The organism is Massilia niabensis, assembly GCF_042655085.1.
Taxonomy (GTDB): Bacteria; Pseudomonadota; Gammaproteobacteria; order Burkholderiales; family Burkholderiaceae_D; genus Telluria; species Telluria niabensis.
Map to the genome: position 1 here is coordinate 72,663 of NZ_JBHSMU010000005.1, position 16,298 is coordinate 88,960.

At 64.6% G+C, this 16,298-nt stretch carries 8 protein-coding genes; 5 read left to right on the forward strand and 3 right to left on the reverse strand.

Annotated features, from left to right (window positions below; all coding sequences use genetic code 11):
* The first annotated feature begins 19 nt into the window (after positions 1-19).
* The 4 genes from ACFPN5_RS05805 (at position 20) to ACFPN5_RS05820 (ending at position 10,451) form a co-directional block, all read left to right on the forward strand.
* Entirely contained in the window at positions 20-2,374 is a 2,355-nt protein-coding gene (locus ACFPN5_RS05805; protein ID WP_379781058.1) for a glycoside hydrolase family 2 TIM barrel-domain containing protein, read from the forward strand.
* A 178-nt stretch (positions 2,375-2,552) separates the two neighbouring features.
* Positions 2,553-5,519, forward strand: coding sequence for a TonB-dependent receptor (locus tag ACFPN5_RS05810; RefSeq protein WP_379781060.1), 2,967 nt, complete (start codon positions 2,553-2,555; stop codon positions 5,517-5,519).
* A gap of 6 nt (positions 5,520-5,525) precedes the next feature.
* A complete protein-coding gene (locus tag ACFPN5_RS05815; protein ID WP_379781062.1) occupies positions 5,526-7,973 on the forward strand; it encodes a glycoside hydrolase family 2 TIM barrel-domain containing protein in 2,448 nt (815 codons plus the stop codon).
* A gap of 33 nt (positions 7,974-8,006) precedes the next feature.
* Complete coding sequence (locus tag ACFPN5_RS05820; RefSeq protein ID WP_379781064.1) at positions 8,007-10,451, forward strand: outer membrane beta-barrel protein; 2,445 nt, start codon at positions 8,007-8,009, stop codon at positions 10,449-10,451.
* 151 nt (positions 10,452-10,602) lie between these two features.
* Here the strand turns inward: ACFPN5_RS05820 and ACFPN5_RS05825 are convergent, their stop codons facing one another.
* On the reverse strand, positions 10,603-11,520 hold the full coding sequence (locus ACFPN5_RS05825) for a LysR family transcriptional regulator (protein ID WP_379781066.1): 918 nt from the start codon (positions 11,518-11,520) through the stop codon (positions 10,603-10,605).
* A gap of 152 nt (positions 11,521-11,672) precedes the next feature.
* Here ACFPN5_RS05825 and ACFPN5_RS05830 point away from each other — a divergent pair, with 152 nt between their 5' ends.
* Positions 11,673-11,915 carry a hypothetical protein gene (locus ACFPN5_RS05830; protein ID WP_379781068.1) on the forward strand — a complete coding sequence of 81 codons (243 nt, stop codon included), beginning with the start codon at positions 11,673-11,675 and terminating at the stop codon, positions 11,913-11,915.
* 406 nt (positions 11,916-12,321) lie between these two features.
* Here ACFPN5_RS05830 and ACFPN5_RS05835 read toward each other — a convergent pair whose 3' ends face one another.
* Together ACFPN5_RS05835 and glgA are read right to left on the reverse strand one after the other, a co-directional pair.
* Positions 12,322-14,760 carry a glycogen/starch/alpha-glucan phosphorylase gene (locus tag ACFPN5_RS05835; RefSeq protein WP_379781070.1) on the reverse strand — a complete coding sequence of 813 codons (2,439 nt, stop codon included), beginning with the start codon at positions 14,758-14,760 and terminating at the stop codon, positions 12,322-12,324.
* A gap of 64 nt (positions 14,761-14,824) precedes the next feature.
* A complete protein-coding gene (gene glgA / locus ACFPN5_RS05840) occupies positions 14,825-16,288 on the reverse strand; it encodes a glycogen synthase GlgA (RefSeq protein WP_379781132.1) in 1,464 nt (487 codons plus the stop codon).
* Between the last annotated feature and the right edge of the window lie 10 nt (positions 16,289-16,298).

The window sequence follows — 16,298 nt, forward strand, 5'->3', positions numbered from 1 at the left end:
TGTTGCCGATTGCACCACAATGATTCCTGTCGATTTCGCCAGCGCCGGCCTGCGGCGCAAGGCTGCCGCCACCTTGTTGCTGTTGTGCGCACTGGCGCTGTGTCGGGTGCAGGCGGCAAGTATCAGCCTGAACGATTCCTGGTTGTTCCATCGTGACGACAGCCGCAGCGTCACCACAGCGCAGCAGGTACCGTCCACTGCCTGGACCCAGGTCAGCCTGCCGCACGCCGCGCGGATAGAAGCGCGCGTCCCCACGGCGCCCTGGCAGGGCACCGTGTTCTACAAGAAGAAGTTGAACGTCAAGCTGCGCCCGGGCGAGCGCGCCATCCTGCGCTTCGAGGCCGTCATGAACGTGGCCGACGTCTGGCTCAACGGCAAGCACCTGGGCCAACACCTGGGCGGCTACCTGCCGTTCGCCTTCGACATTACCGATGTGTTGAAACCGGGTGCCGACAACGAGCTCGTGGTGCGCGCCAACAATGAGGACAACCCGATCACCGGCCCGAAACCGCTCAAGGAGCTGGACTATATCCAGCACGGCGGCATCTACCGCGGCGTGCAGCTCATCATCAAGCCGGCGGTGCACATCACCGATGAAATGGTTTCAAACACGCCGGCGGGCGGCGGCGTGTTCGTGACCTATCCGCAGGCGGACAAGGCGGCGGCCGTGGTGCAGGTCAAGGCCGAAGTCAGCAATACCTCAAGCCGCGAGCGACTCGTCACCGTCAGCAATACCTTGAGCTGGAAAGGCAGGCAGGTCGCCCGCACGGAGCAGCGGGTGCGACTGGCGGCTGGCCAGCGCCTGCATGTCACGACCCCGATCCGGATCAGCGCGCCGAAACTGTGGTCGCCAAGGGCGCCCAACCTCTATGACCTGACCACGACCGTGCGCGCGGACGGCGCCAAGGATACGGGGACCGATGTTGTAAGGGCGCGCATCGGCGTGCGCCGCTTGGCCTTCGAGGGCGGGAAGCTGCTGCTGAACGGCGAGCCGCTCACGCTGCGCGGCGTGAACCGTCACCAGGAATATCCGTACGTCGGCTACGCCCTGTCGGAACAGGCAGATTACCGCGACGCGCTCCTGATCAAGAAATACGGGTTCGACTACGTGCGACTCTCGCACTATCCGCATTCGCCCGCCTTCATGAAGGCGGCCGACGCGCTTGGCCTCATGGTCCTGCCCGGCATCCCCGGGTGGCAGTTCTACAATCCGGACCCGGCCTTCGGCCAGCAGGTGCTGCGTACCTGCACCGACATGGTCCGGCGCGACCGCAACCATCCGAGCGTGCTGGCCTGGGAGTGTTCGCTGAACGAGACGAAGATGCCGGATGCCCTGCTGCAGGCGCTGCACGGCACCGTGCACGCCGAATACCCCGGCGACCAGGCCTTCTCGGCAGGATGGGTGCCGGAGCCCTATGACATCTACCTGCAGGCGCGCCAGCACCGGCTGGGCAGGGAGCATGCGCTGCCGGCAAAGCCGCTGATCGTCTCCGAATACGGCGACTGGGAGTACTACGCCATGAACGCGGGCCTGAACCAGACCGCATGGGCCGACCTGAAGCCCGCCGACCGATCGAGCCGGCAAGCGCTGGGGCAGGGCGAAGCGCGCCTGCTGCAGCAGGCCAGGAACGTGGTCGAGGCCCACGACGAGAATGCCACCACGCCCGCCTTCGCGGACGGCTACTGGGTGATGTTCGATTACGCGCGCGGCTACGCCACCGATCTCGAAGAGTCGGGCGCGATGAGCATCGAGCGCCTGCCGAAGTTCTCGGCCGAGTTCTTCCGCTCCCAGCGCGACGCGGCCGAGCGCTCGCCGCAATGGGGCGGCGGGCCGATGGTTTTCATCGCCAGCTACTGGCAAGCCGACTCCTCGCCGCGCGTGCGCGTCTTCACGAATGCCGAGGAAGTCGAGCTGCGCCTGAACGGCAAGGTCGTTGGACGGAAAAAGAGCGCGCCATCGCCGGCGCACCCGCGCCTGGCGCATCCACCGCTGGAATTCGATACCGGCGGCTTCGCGCCCGGCGAGCTGGTGGCGGTCGCCTATTCCGGCGGGCGCGTCGTGGCCCGGCACCAGGTCCGTACACCGGGTGAGCCGGTGAAACTGGCGCTGGCCCTGGACGACCTTGGCGTGCCTGCGGTGGCGGGCGACCTGGTCTTCGCGCGCGCCCGCCTGGTCGACGCCAACGGGACGACGGTGCCGGCGAGCGGCCAACCGGTGAGCTTCTCGAGCGGTCCGGGCGCGGAAATCGTCGGCAGCGCGGTCGCCATCAGCGAGGCCGGGATCGCCAGCGTGCTGGTGCGGGTGCAGGGGCCGCGCGCCGGAATGTCTGCGCAGGCAGGCGCACTCAGGGCGGTCCTCGCGACCGGCCGCTAGTCCACACACGGCATTGCCGCCGCCGCCGCGCTCCCGTTATTTCCTGGTGCGCGTCGGCGGACAATCGGCCGATCTCTCAAGCGAATGATTATTCGCTTCCCTGGTACATACAAACAATATCTTTTGAATAAGATGCAGGTCTCCGATTGTCCGCAACTTCACAACAACACACGAGACCATGAAACAAGAAACCGGAAACAAGCATTTGCGCCTCACCGTCTTTGCCCTGGCCGCCGCCATGGCAGCCAATAGCCAGGCCCAGCAGGCAGAGCCGCTGGAACCCGTGAACGTGGTGAAGGTGACCGGTTTCCGGGCGAGCCTGGACAGCGCGCTGACCGCCAAGAAAAACTCCGACGGCATCGTCGACGTGATCAAGGCCGAGGACATTGCCAAGTTCCCGGATGCGAACCTGGCCGAATCGCTGCAGCGCGTGCCGGGCGTGTCGCTGGCGCGCGGCGAGGGCGGCGAAGGCCGGCAAATCACCGTGCGCGGCCTGAACGCCGGTTTCACGCGGGTGCGCATCAACGGCATCGAAGGCATGTCGATGACCGGCGCCTCCGACATCAACGGCAACTCGAACCGCAGCCGCGGCTTCGACTTTTCCGTCTTCGCGTCCGAACTGTTCAACAGCCTGGAAGTGCGCAAGACCTCCGAGGCCGCCGTCGAAGAGGGCTCGCTCGGTGCGACCGTCGACCTGCGCACCGGGCGCCCGTTCGACTTCAAGGGCCGCACCGTCAACATCGGCGTGCAGGAATCATGGAACTCGGTGTCGCGCAAGGCCCAGCCGCGCTTCACGGGCCTGGTCTCGGACCGCTGGGACACCGCCTGGGGCAAGTTCGGCGCCCTGGTCTCGGCCGCGCATTCGAAACGGCGCGCCACCGAAGAAGGCTACGAGGCGGTCGACCTGTACCCGGCCAGCTTCGACGATGGATTTTGCTCGCCGCTGGGCGCCGCTCCCCAGGTCCCCGGGAACAATGCCGTCAAGGGCGTGACCGCGGCCGATTGCGGTTTCGGCGTGCCGCGCACCAGCAACCCGGCCGCCTACAACGCGGTGATGGGCCGTACCGATAACTTCGGCGGGACGGTGGCAACGCCGGCGGCTGGCTCGGGCTCCTTCCATCCGCGCATTCCGCGTTTCCGCCGCTCCCAGACCGATTACGAGCGCACCGGCCTGACGGGTTCCTTCCAGTGGCGCCCGAAGAGCGGCACCGAGGTCAACCTCGACCTTATGTACGGCAAGTTCGCGAATAAACGCTACGACAACTACCTCGGCGCCATCTCCTTCGGGCGCAGCCTGGCGGCGGCCAACGGCAAGCCGCAAACCTCGATCCTCGAAGCGCATTTCAATGACCAGGGCAGTTGGGATTACGGTCGCTTCAACGGCGTCGACGTGCGCACCGAAGGCTTGCTGGACGTGTACACGACGAAGTTCCGCCAGAACGTGCTCTCGGCCAGCCACAAGATCACCGATACCCTGAAAGTCGATGTCCTGCACGGCGTGTCGAACACCTCGCTCGACAACCCGATGCGCGCCACGGTCATGTTCGACGCGCCGAACGTCAACGGCTTCTCCTTCGACTTCCGTGACAACCGCAACGTGCCGGCCCTGAACTACGGGATCGACCCCAGCAACCCGAACAGCTTCACCTTCGCCAACACCGAGCCGAACGGCACCTGGCATGGCCAGTTCTTCGGCCGCTACCTGCAGTCCGGTAACAAGCTGAAGACCGATGCCGTCAACCTGGCATGGGAAATGAACGACAGGCTGACGCTGAAGACCGGCGTCTCGCGCCGCAGCAACCTGTGGACCAACTACGAGGTCGGCAACGGCTCGAGCGGCGGCCTGAACCTGCCGGCCGGCGTCGGCATGGCCGACATCTCGCGCCAGATCTCCGGCTTCGGGCGCGGCCTCGATGGCAGCGGCTTCCCATCCTCGTGGGCGGCGGTCGACCTGAACAAGCTGCTGGCGGTGCACAACATCGAATGCCACTGCGCGGCGGTGCCGGGCTCCGAGTTCAACCTGTCGACGGCGGGCACGACCCGCATCGGGGAACGCATCGACGCCGTGTATGCCATGGCCGACTTCAACTACGACCTGTTCGGCGTCGGCCTGCGCGGCAACGCCGGCGTGCGCGGGGTCGAGACCACGGCCACCTCGAGCACCCCGGTCAATGTCGGCGGCGGCATGCAGTTCGTCACCGTCGCCAAGAAATACCGCGACTGGCTGCCCGCCCTGAACCTGACCGCCCAGCTGCCGAAGGATGTGTTCCTGCGCTTCTCGGCCGGCAAGACCCTGGCCCGGCCGGAATACGGCGACCTGCGCCCGAGCGCCAGCGTGAACCACCAGTTCCAGACGGTCTCGGTCGGTAACCCGACCCTCGACCCGATCCGCGCCAGGACCTATGACCTGCAGGCCGAGTGGTACTACGACAAGAACGCCATGGTCTCGGTGGGTTACTTCCGCAAGGAGATCGGTACCTTCATCCAGAACGTCCAGCAACGCCAGGTGTATTCCTCGCTCGGCTTCCCGAACGAACTGCTGACGGCGGGCGGCTGCTCGATCACCGGCGGCACCCCGGCCTGCGGCGTGTTGCCGGATACCACGGTGGTGGTCAACCGCAAGTTCAACACGCCGGGCGGCCCGCTCAACGGGCTGGAATTCAACCTGCAGGCGCCGTTCAACTTCCTGCCGGGGATCGGCAAGAACTTCGGCCTGCTGGCCAACCACACGCGCGTCAAGTCGAAGATCCACTACATCGTGCGCCCGGATAACCTGACCACCCCGGCCAACGAGGAGGTGACAGATGTCGCTGACTTCACCGGCCTGTCGCCGCGCGCGCACAACCTGACCCTGTACTACGACGATCCGAAGTTCAGCGCGCGCGTCTCGGCGGCCCACCGTTCCAGCTACATCCTGGCCGTGCTGGGCGACATCAACGGCCATGACTACACGGTCGTCGATGGCTCGACCAGCATCGACTTCAGCGTGTCGTACAACCTGACGCCGCAGCTGCGCCTGAGTTTCGAGGGCCAGAACCTGACCGACACGCCGCTGCGTTACGGCCGCGACACCGGACGCAACGATACCCTGTTGTACGTGCATTCCGGACGCACGTTCGTCCTCGGAGCGAACTACAAGTTCTGATTGCCCATGCCGTTACGCGAAGCTTCCTTGCTTCATCGCCTGCGTGCGCTGGCCCCCGTGCTGGTGCTGGCCGTGTGTTCCTGCGGCCACGCGCTGGCCGAACAGCGCACGCTGTCGCAGGACTGGCTGTCCAGGAAGGGCGATGCGGCGGGCGCCGAACAGCCGGCATTTCCCGACGGCGGCTGGCAGCGCATTGCGGTACCCCATGATTACTCGATCATGGACCGTCCGGACCGCACGCCCCCCTTCGATCCGAAGACCGCGGGCGGGCAGGACTCCGGCTACCTGCCGGGCGGGCAGGGCTGGTACCGCAAGCACCTCGCCCTGAGCGGCGCCGACGCCAGGCGCGTGCTGCGCCTGCATTTCGAGGCCGTCTACATGGACGCCGAGATCTGGTTCAACGGCGAGCGCGTGGGCCGGCACCGTTATGGCTATACGCCGTTCACCTTCGACCTGACCGGCAAGGCCAGGGGCGGGGACAACGTCATCGTGGTGCGGGTCAACCATGTCGACCCGTCCTCGCGCTGGTATGCGGGTTCCGGCCTGATCCGGCCGGTCACGCTCGAGCTGCTCGACCCGGTCCACCTGGCGCCGGACAGCGTGTTTGCCAGCACCCGTACGGCCTCGCCCAAGAAGGCCGAACTCGACGTGCGCGCCACGGTCGTCAACCGCAGGCCGGCGCCGGCACGAGCTGAACTGGTGTCCACACTGTTTGGGGCCGACGGCAGCGTCGTGGCGCGCGAGCGCCGCCGGCTCACCATCGCGGCGCAGGGCAGGGCGGACATGGGCGCCAGCCTGGGTGTCGACCAGCCGAAGCTGTGGTCGCCCGAGGCGCCGAACCTGTACACCCTGGAGCAGGAGGTGCGGGTGGAGGGCCAGGCGCGCGACGTGCGCCGCACCCGCGTCGGGATCCGGACCGTGACGGTGGACGCGCAGCATGGCCTGCGGATCAACGGTAAACGCACCCTGCTGCGCGGCGGGAACGTCCATCACGATCACTACATGCTGGGCGCGGCCGGGTGGCCGGATGCGGAGGCGCGCAAGGTCGCGCTCCTGAAGGCGGCCGGCTACAACGCGATCCGCATTGCCCACAACCCGGCCAGCCAGGCGATGATGGACGCGGCCGACGAACTCGGCATGCTCGTCATCGACGAGGCCTTCGACATGTGGCGCAAGCCGAAGCGCGACGCAGACTACGCCCGCTTCTTCGACGAGAGCTGGGAACAGGATATCGACGGCCTCGTGCTCGGCGGACGCAATCATCCCAGCGTCCTCCTGTGGAGCATCGGGAACGAGATTCCGGAGCAGGGCTCGCCGGCGGGCGTGCGTACCGCGCGCGAGCTCGTCGCCCGGATCCGCAAACTCGATCCGACCCGGCCCGTCACACAGGGCGTGAATATCGACAGCCCCGGCAACGCAGCGCAGTTTGCCGAAGTGGACGTGGCGGGCTACAACTACCGCGCCCACCTGTTCGCCAAGGACCACGCCACCCATCCGCAGCGGGTGATGTACACGTCCGAATCCACATCGAAGGACGCTTTCCGTTACTGGGAGCCGGTCGAGACGGTGCCCTGGGTGATCGGCGACTTCGTGTGGACTGCGATCGACTACATCGGCGAGTCCGGCATTGGCTGGATGGGCTATTCGCACGACTGGAAGCAGCTCGGCCCCTATCCGTGGCACCTGGCCTACTGCGGCGAAATCGACGCGACCGGCCGCAAACGTCCCGCCGCCTACTACCGGCAGGTATTGTGGAAGACCGGTATCGATCCGGTGGCGGCCTTCGTCGAGCAGCCGCCGGGCACCGCGGACCTGCCCGATCGCGACCTTTTCAAGCAGCATCCCGAGCTGGACTGGTCGCTGCACGACCTGCACCCGAGCTGGACCTGGAACGGCCAGGAAGGCAAGCCGCTGAAGGTGGTTGTCTATTCCGAGCACCCGGAGGTGGAGCTGTTCCTGAATGGGGTTAGCCTGGGCCGCCGACGTGCCGGCCGCGAGACCGAATACAAGGCCGAGTACAGCGTCCACTACCAGCCGGGGCGCCTGCTGGCCGTCGGCTACAGCGGTGGCAAGGCCGCGGGGCAGTGGGAACTCAATACCGCCGGGGCGCCGGCAAGGGTCAAGCTGCATGCCGATCGCCGGCAGGTCCGTGCAAATGGCCAGGACCTGGTGTATGTTACCGCCGAGCTGGCGGACAGGGATGGCCGTCCCGTGTACGCGCAGGACGGCGACCGCAAATTTCGCGTGAGCGTGAAGGGCGCCGGCACCCTGGCCGGTGTCGGCAACGGGCATCCGATGGATGCGTCGAGCTTTCAGCTTGGTGAGCGCAGTACTTTTCACGGCCGGCTGGTCGCGGTGGTGCGCGCGGGGCTCCAAGCCGGGCCGATTGAGATCGAATTTGCTGCAGACGGCATTCCGGTTCAGCGGGTGCAGGTCGACGCCGTCGCACAGTAGCTACCGATACAAATAATTTTGGGGATGTTCCGCATGATGCCTGTTTCGAACGCTAGCTGCGCCGGCCCCTGCACGCTCGTGCCGAAAATCCTGCCGGCGCTGTTGCTGGGCTGTTTTGTTGTCCAGCCCGTGTGTGCGCAGACGGCGGCACCGGCCCGGCCGACTAAACCAGCGGCCGCACGTCCCGCCGCCACGGCGCCGGCGGCACCGGCCCCGGCGCAGCCCGGCACGGCCAGCGCCGCCACCACCGCCACCACTGCCAGGACCGAACCGGAGCAGTCCGCGACGCCGGACGAGATCGCCTCCGTCGAGGTGGTGGCGGCCCGTCCCACCAACAAGGTCGATCGCGACGTGTATGAGCTGAAAAGCGATATCAGCGTCGGCAATGCCTCGGCGGCCGATGTCCTGAACAACGTGCCCTCCGTCTCGGTCGACCAGGATGGCACGGTGGCGCTGCTCGGCAATCCGAACGTCCAGATCATGGTCAACGGCAAGCGCGATGCCCAGTTCCAGGGGCAGAACCGCGGGGATGCGCTCAATTCCTTCGCGGCCGAAAACATCGAATCGATCGAGGTGATCAACGTGCCCGGCGCGGAGTTCGGCAACGAAGGTGGCAGCGGTCCGATCATCAACCTGGTGCTGAAACGCACGCGCAAGCCGGGTTCCAGAGTCAGCCTGAATGCCAACAAGGGCACGCAGGAGCGCTACAACGCCGGCCTGAACGGGGAATACGCGGCCGGGCGCTATTCGATCAGCGGCAACATGAACGTGCGCAGGAACCAGCGCACCCACTATCGCGAATCGCAGCGCGAGGACCTGGACCCGCAAACCGGCGAGGTCATCGGCGGTACGACGTCCAGCAGCGAAGGCGTAGCGCCGTCCACCGCGCTCATGCTTGCCTCGACGCTGACGGTCAACCTCGGCGAAGGCGACCAGGCCGGCGCCACCTTCAGCTATTCGAAGATGAAGAACGACAACGAAAACACGAGCATGACGGCGCGTTTCGGTCCCGCCATGCGCCCGATTGCCGGCTTTACCTCTTTTTCAAGGAGCAGGTCGCCCGCCGACAACTTCGGCCTCAGCCTGTCCTACCTCCACAAGACCGGCGCGCCAGGCGAAGAACTGAAGCTCGACCTGCGCTATACGGGACAGAAGAACGATAGCGATAGCGACGTGCGGTACGACTACAGCTTGCGTCCGGAGCGCTATCCTGCCAACAACCTGCGCGAGAACGACCGCGACAACCGTATCCTCGACTTGTCGGTCGACTACGGCAATCTTGTATGGACTTCCTGGCAACTGAAAGCCGGGGCCAAGGTATCCGGCAGCAGGAACGACAACGCCACCAATTACCTGGCGGTCAATCCTTTGAGCGGCAACTACGAGCCGGTTCCGAGCCGGATCAGCGATTTCCAGACAGACGAGCGCAACGCCGCCCTGTTTGCCAGCCTGAGCACGAAGTTCTTCTCGGACCTGCGGGTGCAGGCTGGCCTGCGCGGCGAATATACGGAAATGACGGTGCGCCAGCCGCGGCTGGGGCAGGAAGACAGGTATCGCTACACGAACTGGCTGCCGAGCCTGTTCGTCTCGCAAGGCATGGGAGAGACCGCGCAAATGCAGCTGCGCTTGAGCCGGCGCGTCGCCCGGCCGAACGAGCGCGACCTCAATCCCAACCTGGTGTACCTGAGCGATTTCTACGCACGCCAGGGCAATCGCGACCTGGAACCGGTGAACAACGATTCCGCGGAACTGGCCTATCGCGACCGCTTCTTCGGCGCCGACACCAGCGTGACGCTGTACAAGCGGCGCGAATCGCCCGTGATCGGCAACCGCAGCTATCCACTGGCGACGGACTCGAACGTGATCGTTACCTCGCCTATCAACTTCGGCGCCAACGATTCGGTGGGCGTGGAACTCAATCTCAACGTGCGCAAGCTGTTTATCCAGGGCTTGTCGGCCAACCTGGGCACGACGATCGGCAAGGAGACGCGCATGCGCGTGTTCAACCTGAGAACGGGCGGCATGCCGGTGGAGCAAACCAACCGCCGCGAAAACGCCCGCCTGCGCCTGGCCTACCAGTTCAGCAAGGAGTCGCTGCAGCTGAGCGTGAACCGCAATGGGCGCAGCCTCAACGGGCAAGGGGTGAATGGGGCGATGACGATGACCAACTTCACCTGGATGCACCGGTTCACGCCGGCGCTGTCGCTCACCATGGACGTGAACAACCTGTTCGAGACGGGCAATACCGAGAGCTTTGTCGAGAACGAGGTATTGCGCCTGCATACCTTGTCGACGACCCAGCCGCGGGTGTTCTCGCTCGGATTGCGCTATCAGTGGGGCGGCGTGACGGGCGATGAGCGGATTCGCAATGGCAGGCGCGGGATGCTGCGCGGAACGGGCGGCAGGACGGGGGAGGGTGGCGGCGGCAGTGGTATCGGCGGCCCCGGCGCCAATCGCGGCGGCCGGGGTTCCAGTTGAGGGTTGTTGGTGCCGGTATATTTCCCGACCGCCGGCGCCGGTAGTAATGCCTCTGTCGGGCATTAATATGCTTGTCTCCTCTATCTCCCCAAGCAGCCCAGATAGTAGATTCCTCAGATTCTCGGCGTTTGATATGGATCAATAATCGGCCTCAGGCGCCGGGCAGCCAGGGGTCGCTTTCCGGCCGCGGGAATTGCGCGCTCATGAAGTCGACGAAGCTGCGCACCTTGGCCGACAGCAGGCGCCGGCTCGGGTAGACCATCATCACCGACAGCTGGCCCACATGGTGGCCCTGCAGCAGCTGCACCAGAGCACCGCTGTCGAAGTCCGCGCCGAGCGTGAACGAGGAGCGCGGCATGATGCCCATCCCGGCCAGCGCCGCCTCGCGCAGGATGTCGCCGCTGTTCGACACCATGCGGCTGGTGACGGGCACGTTCACCACCTCGTCGTTCCATGCCACCGGCCAGACATGGCGCAACTGCTCGAAGGCGAAGTTCAGGCAGTCGTGCTGCGCGATGTCCGAGGGCCGGGCGGGTGCCCCGCGGCGGGCCAGGTAGTCCGGCGACGCGGTCAGCACCACGTTCGAGGTCGCAAGGCGGCGCACGATCATGCTGGCGTCGAATTTCTGCAGGCCGATGAAGATGCCGACGTCGAAGCCTTGCTCGACCAGGTCGACGTCGTCGTCGGCCAGGGTAACGTCCGGCACCACCTCCGGGGTCGCCTGCGCAAAACGCGGCAGCAGCTGCGCCAGCTGCGATTTGCCGAAGGTCGGATGGCAGTAGATGCGCAGGGTGCCGCTCGGCTGGCGCGAACTCGACGTGGCGGCGGCCTCGGCGTCGTCGATGTCGAGCAGGATCTGGCGCACCCGCTCGAGGTATTGCTGGCCGGTTTCGGTCAGCGACAGGCGGCGTGTCGTGCGGTTCAGCAGGCGCGTGCCGAGGTGGGCTTCCAGGTCGGCGACGTTGCGCGTCACGACCGCAGCGGACATCCCCAGCGCGCTCGCCGCCGCCGCAAAGCTGCCCAGGTCAACCACCCTGGCAAACACGCGCATTGATCCCAGCCTGTCCATGTAAGTCTCCGATTATTCCATATTTCGCAATTATACATTGCCGGAAATGCACTTTATTGCAAGCGCCGCAAGGGTTAGACTGTTTTCCATACCAGAGCGAAAGTGCTCTCCATCGAGCGACACCGCTCGGCTGATTTTTTCAGGAGAAAGTCATGAACACCAAGAGTCTCATTGCTGCTGCCATGTTTGTTGTTGCCGGTACCGCATTCGCCGCAGATGCGCCGGAAACCGTGGCCGCCGCCAGCGCCGCTACCGCAACCGCCTCGAAACTCAACCTGCCGGCACTTGGCGCGCCATCGGATACCCCGCGCGAGGAAACGAAGGCCGAGGCCGTCGATGTCGTCAAGAACTACAAGACGGCGCTGGCGCTCCAGCTCGAGCAATACAAGAACTGACCGGCAGAGCGGGCAGGTTCGCTGCTATTCCCGGAAGGCCCACTTCGGTGGGCTTTTTTACGTCAGGCTGTGGCGCGCGCATGCCGGCCCCGGTCTCGAAAAAAGTAACTAACCAACACGTCGAACCGTAGTACCAGGTACTCGACGGCTAACAACTTCGACACCCATAACAAAATTTTTGACGACCGGACAGTCAAACAAGAATGCGCAATCAGGAAGGGGCCTGCAGCCGAAAGCTGACCGCGAAGAGGAACAACGCATAATGATCGCCGTGCCGGTGCGGCCGGGGAGCTTCGACGGCGAGTGCGCACGCCGCAGGTCCTGTAATTATTGTGGATGCAATAACGCGGGCAAAAAAAAAGCCCGCTCTTCAGCAGGCTTTTGTTCTTTCAATTATGCAATTGGATTACAGCGCCAATGGCTCGGCGTGCCAAATCTCCCCGGCATATTCGGCGATAGTCCGGTCGGAAGAAAACACGCCCATTCCGGCCACATTCAGGATGGCTTTGCGCGTCCATTCGTCCGGCTGGCGATACACCGTGTCGACCTGGTCCTGCATGTCGATATAACCGGCGTAATCGGCGAGCAGCAGGTAATGGTCGCCCCATTCCAGCAAGACGTCGTAGATCGCTTGGAAACGCCCCGGCTCGGACGGCGAAAACGCACCGTCGCGCAGCATGTCGAGCACACCCTGGAGCTCGGCGCTTTGCTCGTAGATCTCGCGCGGCTGGTAGCCACGCGCGCGCAAGGCCGCGACCTCTTCCGTCGTATTGCCGAAGATGAAGATGTTATCCGCGCCGACGCTTTCGCGCATTTCGACATTGGCGCCGTCGAGCGTGCCGATCGTCAGTGCGCCATTCAGGGCTAGTTTCATGTTGCCCGTGCCCGAGGCTTCGGTACCGGCGGTGGAAATCTGCTCGGACAGGTCGGCTGCCGGAATGATGAGTTCGGCCAGGCTGACGCTGTAATTCGGGATAAAGACGACTTTGAGCTTGTCGCCGACGCGCGGATCGGCATTGATCGTGGTGGCGACGTCGTTGATCAGGTTAATGATCTGCTTGGCCATGTGGTAAGCCGATGCTGCCTTGCCGGCGAATACCACCGTGCGCGGGACCCAATTCGCGTCGGGATTGGCGAGGATGCGGTTGTAACGCGTGATCACGTGCAGCACATTGAGCAGCTGGCGCTTGTATTCGTGGATGCGCTTGACGTGCACGTCGAACAGGGAATGCGGGTTGAGCGTAATGCCCATGTGAGTCTCGACCCATTTCGCCAGGCGCTCTTTGTTGAGCAGTTTCGCGGCGCGGAATTTCTCGGCAAAAGCGGGCTCGCCAACGGCCTCTTTCAAGCTGGAGAGTTTTTCAAGGTCGCAGCGCCAGTCGGGCCCAATCCGGTCGTCGATCAGTTTGGACAAGGCCGGGTTGGCCTGCGACAGCCAGCGCCGCGGCGTGATGCCGTTTGTCTTGTTATTGAAGCGCTCAGGGAAGACCTTGGCAAAATCGGCGAAGATCGATTTCTGCATCAATTCGGAGTGCAATGCCGAGACGCCGTTGACCTTGTGGCTGGCAACCACCGCCAGGTAGGCCATCCGCACGCGCCGGTCGCCTTCTTCATCGATCAGCGACACGTTGCGCATGAGGTCGAAATCGGCGCCGAATTCGGCCCGGATCGCGTCGATGAATGCGGCGTTGATGTCGAAGATGATTTGCAGGTGGCGCGGCAGGACATAGCCGAGCATGTCGACCGGCCAGGTTTCAAGCGCCTCCTGCATCAAGGTGTGATTGGTGTAGGAGAAGACTTTTTGCGTGATCGCCCAGGCGCGCGGGAAGGCGAGGCCGTGCTCGTCGATCAGGATGCGCATCAGCTCCGGAATGGCGAGCACCGGATGCGTATCGTTGAGGTGGATGGCGACATGCTCGGGCAAGCGGTCGAGATCGCTGTACTGGGCCAGGAAACGGCCCATCAGATCCTGCAGGCTGGCGGCGCAGAAGAAGTATTCCTGCCGCAGGCGGAGTTCGCGGCCGGCCGGGGTGGAGTCGTCGGGGTAGAGCACCCGCGTCACGTTTTCGGCCAGGTTCTTTTCCGCTGCCGCGGCCTGGTAATCGCCCCGGTTGAAGGCCGACAGGTCGAGTTCGCTGGCGGCCTTGGCCGACCACAGGCGCAAGGTATTGGTCGCTTGCGTCGCGTGACCCGGGATGATGATGTCGTAGGCCATGGCCAGCACATCCTGGGTGTCGGTCCAGGTCATGGTCTCACCGGTCTGCTCGACGCGGCCGCCGAAGCGCACCCGGTACTGGACGTCGGGGCGCGGGAACTCCCAGGGATTGCCGTCGGCCAGCCAGTAATCGGGGCCTTCCACCTGCTGCCCATCGACGATCTGCTGCTTGAACATGCCATAGTCGTAGCGGATGCCGTAACCAAAACCCGAAATGCCGAGCGTGGCCATCGAATCGAGGAAACAGGCCGCGAGCCGGCCCAGGCCGCCGTTGCCGAGGGCCGCGTCGTGTTCGAGGTCGGGCAGGGATTCGGCATCGACGCCCAGCTCGGCCAGCGCCTGCTGCACGTCGCGCTGGATGTCGAGCGCCAGCATGGCGTTCGTAAAAGCGCGTCCAATCAGGAATTCGATCGACAGGTAATAGACGTGTTTCACGTCCTGCGCGTTTTGCGCCTGCGCGGTTTTCAGCGAGCGCTCGACCAGCCGGTCACGCACCGCCAGCGCGGTCGCGTGCAGCCAGTCCTTCGGTTGGGCCGCGCCCGGATCCTTGCCCATTATATAAATGAGCTTGTCGGTAATTGAACGCTTGAGGTTGAAAACGTTGTCCTGGTTTAAATCGGTTAGCTTCATTGCATGTTCGCGTTCAGTATGAGTAAGTGGTGCATGTTGCCGGAACATGTAGCGCTGGTGGGTTTCAGACGGCGATCTGCTGATAGAGCGCAATATACTCTGCCGCGGCGGCATCCCAGCCAAACTGTTGCTGCATCCCGCGTTTCTGTACCAGTTTCCATTCGGCTTTACGGTTATAGAGCGCAAATGCCCGGCGCAGCGCTGCGGTAATTCCTGCGGCATCGAAGGAGTCGAATACGAAGCCGGTGGCCAAACCGTCGGCCATATTTTCTAGCGAGCAGTCGACGACCGTATCGGCCAGCCCGCCAACCCTTCGTACCAACGGCAAAGTGCCATATTTTAGCCCGTACAGCTGGGTCAGCCCGCACGGTTCGAAGCGCGAGGGTACCAGGATCACATCGCTCGCTGCGATCAGGCGGTGCGACAATTGTTCGTCGTACCCTATCTTCACCGCCACGGATTCCGGATGCGCGGCGGCGGCCGCGCTGAAGCCCGCTTCCAGGCTCGCATCGCCAGTGCCCAGCAGCATGATCTGGCCGCCGCGCCGGATGATTTCAGGCAGGGCCTCCAGCACCAGGTGCAGCCCCTTCTGCTCGGTCAGACGGCTGACGACGCAGAACAGGGGCGCATCGTTCTGGATGGCCAGCCCGGCTTCCTGCTGCAGCGCCGTCTTGCCCTTGAGCTTGCCGGCCAGGGAGCGGGTGTCGTAGGCCTTGGGCAGCAAGCGGTCGGTGGCTGGGTTCCACACCGTCTCGTCGACGCCGTTGAGTATGCCCGCCAGGTCGCCCGCGCGGCTGCGCAGCAGCCCGTCGAGGCCGCAGCCCTGTTCGCTGCGCTGGATTTCATGCGCATAGGTGGGACTGACCGTGGTGAGTTTGTCCGCGTAGAACAGCCCGGCCTTGAGGAAGGAAATATCGCCATGGAACTCGACGCCATGGACGTCGAAAAAATGCCAGGGCAGGCGCAATTCTCCGAACACATGGCCCGGGAAGCTCCCCTGGTAAGCCAGGTTGTGCACCGTTTGCACGCTGCCGGCCAGCCGGTGGCCGGCGGCCTGTTCCGCCGCTTTCAGGTAGGGCGCGGCCAGGCCGGCGTGCCAGTCGTGCGCATGGATGACCTGGGGCCGCCACGGTGCATCGAGCCCTTCCGCCATGCGGGCGGCGATCCAGCCGAGCAGGGCGAAGCGGCGGTAATTGTCGTGGTAGCCGTGATTGGCGCCGTCGGCATACGGATTGCCCGGGCGGTCGTACAACTCCGGCGCGTCGATTACATACACGGGGATGCGGCTGCCGGGCAGGAAGCCGCGGTACAGCCGGATCGCGTCGGTGCCAAACGCCGGCGGCAGTTCTGCCACCAGCTCCTGGTCGAGGATGCCGGCGCGCAGGGCAGGGAAGCCCGGCACCAGCACGCGTGCATCGCATCCCATTTTCGCCTGCGCCACCGGCAGGGCTCCCGCCACATCGGCCAGCCCGCCAGTTTTCAGCAATGGATAAATTTCAGTACAAACGTGCAATACACGCATCATGATTCCTGTTTAT